2 protein-coding genes are annotated in these 3,145 nt (G+C 73.3%); one reads left to right on the top strand and one right to left on the bottom strand.

Annotation, left to right across the window (positions count from 1 at the left end):
* Positions 1-64: 64 nt before the first annotated feature.
* Positions 65-1,675: a hypothetical protein gene (locus ACFWU6_RS33585; RefSeq protein ID WP_383985267.1), complete on the bottom strand. Its 1,611-nt coding sequence runs from the start codon at positions 1,673-1,675 to the stop codon at positions 65-67.
* A 198-nt stretch (positions 1,676-1,873) separates the two neighbouring features.
* On the opposite strand from ACFWU6_RS33585, the gene ACFWU6_RS33580 reads away from it, so the two are divergent.
* Positions 1,874-3,145, top strand: a 1,272-nt coding sequence (locus tag ACFWU6_RS33580) for a BTAD domain-containing putative transcriptional regulator (protein ID WP_383985264.1), incomplete at its 3' end; no start/stop codon positions are given.

Raw genomic sequence — 3,145 nt, 5'->3', positions numbered from 1 at the left:
CCCGGACCGCATCGGTCCGGGGCTCACGGGCTGTTCGGGGTGAGGCCTGATGTGACTGAGCGTTTCAGTTGGCGGGTTGAGCAAGGCCGTGCCTTGGCCCGGTACAGCGGCTGTACCGGGGCGTGATTGGTCGGGGCGAGCGCTGGTTCCAACTAGCGTGTCTTAACTCAGCGTTGCGCTCCAGAAGTCCCCGAGGGTATGGCTGGACGGCCGTGTCCAGTGCTGCGCGTAGGAGGGCGGCGAGTGCCCGTACCGCGCCGTCGTCGTACCCGGCGGCTTCCGCTTCGCGGGCGGCGAGGTCGAGTTGGGTGATGCCCTCGGTTCGCTGGCCGAGTCCGAGCAGTGCTTCGCCCTTGATGGTGAGCAGCAGGATGTGGGGATGTCGGTGGTGCCGGGTCGGTAGTGGAAGTCCAGAGCGTGGTTGGCGGTGGTGAGGGCTTGGTGCCAGTTGCCGGCGTCGGCCTGGTGGCGGGCGAGGTGCTGGGTGGCGAGGCGTTCGATCCTGTGGTCGCCGATCCGGCGGGCGAGGTCGGCGGCGCGTTCGCAGCTCTTCGCGGCCTGGGTCCAGCTGGCCGACGGTGGCTCGGGCCTGGGCGAGGACGATCAGGACGTTGGCCTCGGCGAACGCGTCGCTGGCGCGGGCGGCGAGCGCGGAGGCGGCCTCCAGGTGAACGAGCGCCTCGGGGGTGCGGTCTTCCTCGGTGAGGACCCAGCCGAGCATGTTGAGTACCCGGGCCTCGCCGTGCTCGTCGGCGGCGGCCCGCGCGGCCACCAGTGCGGTCCGAAGGAGCGGGGCCCAGCCGTCCCGGACGCGCCACACGATGAGCGGCCACATGGTCATGACGATGCGCCAGGTCCTTTCGTGCAGGCGGGCGGTGTTGGCGATGGCGACCGCCTGGGTGAGGTTGTCGCGCTCGGCGGTGAACCAGGCTACGGCGGCGGTCCGGTCGGCGAACTCCCGCACCGTGGCCGGCGGGAGGAAGTCGGCTGGGAGGGGGAAGCAGTCCTCCGAGCCGGGCTCGGCCGCCGCGATGGCGGCGGTGGCGGTGGCGGTGTAGTGGTCGAGGACGCGCTTGAGGGTGTCGGGGTGGGCGTTCAGGCTGCGGGCGTAGAGCCGCACAAGGTCGTGCATCGTCCACCGGCCGGGCGCCGCCTCGTTCAGCAGGTGTGCGGCCGTCAGGTGTTCCAGGGCGGTGTCGGCGCTAGCGGGGTTGGTGCCGGCCAGAGCAGCGGCGGTGTACCGGTCGGCGTGACTGCCGGGGTGGCGCCCGAGGGCGGCGAACAGGCGGGCGACGGGCTCGGGGAGCTGGCGTAGCGTCAGGTGCAGGGCGGCGCGGACGCCGGTGTCCTCCAAGTCCAGCAGGCCAAGCCGCCGTGTCGCGTCGGCGAGTTCGTCGGCCATCGCGGTCAGTGACCAGTCGGGCCGCCCAGCGAGGCGGGCGGCCACAACGCGTAGGGCCAGTGGCAGGCCGCCGCACAGCTCGGCCAGGTGCAGTGTGGCGACCGGCTCGGCGTGCACCCGGTCAGCGCCGAGGACCTGGGTCAGGAGCGTGGTGGCGTCCTGGGGGCCGAGGACGTCGACGGCAACGGGCCGGGCGGAGTCGGTGACGATCAGCCCCGCCAGGTGGTGCCTGCTGGTGACGACGGTGACGCAGCAGTCACCGCCGACCAGCACCCGTCGAACACGTCCTGCACTGGTCACACTGGCGCCGCAGGCGACAACACCAAGCCCGCATCAGCCACTGCAGACGCCGCGGACACACACCGCCAGAAACTGCTCAACAGCCAGAAGAAAGACCGTTGCTGTATTAGACCGTGTTCACGAGCGATCATGAACGTTCGCACTACTGGCAGTTGTGAGGGGATACGCAGGGTGGCTGGAGGATTCCGTTTCGAGGTTCTGGGCGCGGTTCGGGCATACCGGGGGGATGTCGAGCTGCGGGTGGGGCCGCCGCAGCAGCAGGCGCTGCTGTCGCTGCTGCTGCTGCGCGCCAACCAGCCCGTCTCCATGGAGATGATCGTCGGTGCGCTCTGGGCGGACGCGCCGCCGACCCGCGCGGTGAGCACCATCCGCACCTACGTCTGGCGGCTGCGCAAGCTGCTGGAGCCCGACGGCGCCCCGCCGACCGTCCTCGAACTGGCTGGCGACGGCTACCGGCTCGCCGTGCCCGGCGCGGCCCTGGACGTGCGCCGGGCCGAGGAACTGGCCGCCGAGGCCGCGCGCGCCTCCGCCGGTGGCCGGGCGCCGCAGGCCAGGCAGTTCCTGGCACGGGCCCTGGACCTCTGGCAGGGGGAGCCGCTGGCCGGGGTGCCCGGCCCGTTCGCGGAGCGGCAGCGCGTCCGGCTGGAGGAGCTGCGGCTGGCCCTGCTCGAAGAGCGCTTCGAGCTGGCCCTGGCACTCGGCCACCACCGCTCGGCCATCCCGGATCTGGTCGAGCTGACCGACGCGCATCCGCTGCGGGAACGCCCGTACGGCCTGTTGATGCGCGCGCTCTACGGGGCGGGCCGTCAGGCCGACGCCCTCGCGGTGTTCAGCCGGGTGCGTGACCTGTTGGTCGAGGAGCAGGGCATCGAGCCCGGCCCGGAACTGGCCGAGGTGCACCGGCGGATCCTCGTCGGCGACCCCGCGCTGACCGAGTCCGGCCAGGCACTGCCCGCGGAGCCGCCGGAACCGGGCGCCGACGGGGCCGCGGACGCTGACGGGTACCCGCCGGAGCGGGAGGACGGCGGGCCGGACCGGGAGGACGGCGGGCCCGACCGACCGAATCCGCCGCCCTCGGCGCAGGCGCACCAGACCGCCGCGCACCAGACCGCCGCGCACCCAACCGCCGCGCATCCGGCGGCGGCGGCACCGGTGCCCGCCCAGCTCCCCTACGACGCACCGGACTTCGTCGGCCGGACCGCGCAGGTCGACGCCTGGCACGCGCTGCTCACCGAACCGGTGCGCCGGACCCCGGTCGTGCTGGCCGCCGCCGGGATGGGCGGCGTCGGCAAGACCTGCCTCACCCTCCACATCGCCCATCGGGCCCGCGCCCACTACCCCGACGGCCAGCTCCACGCCGACCTGCGGGGCAGCGGGGCCGACTCGGCCAAGCCGGGTTTCGTCCTGGCCGGGTTCCTGGCCGCGCTCGGCGTGCCCGAGGAC

The sequence above is a fragment of the Streptomyces sp. NPDC058674 genome, from assembly GCF_042716505.1.
GTDB lineage: Bacteria > Actinomycetota > Actinomycetes > Streptomycetales > Streptomycetaceae > Streptomyces.
The sequence above is the reverse complement of the archived record's forward strand: the minus strand, read 5'-3'. Positions and strand labels throughout refer to the sequence as shown.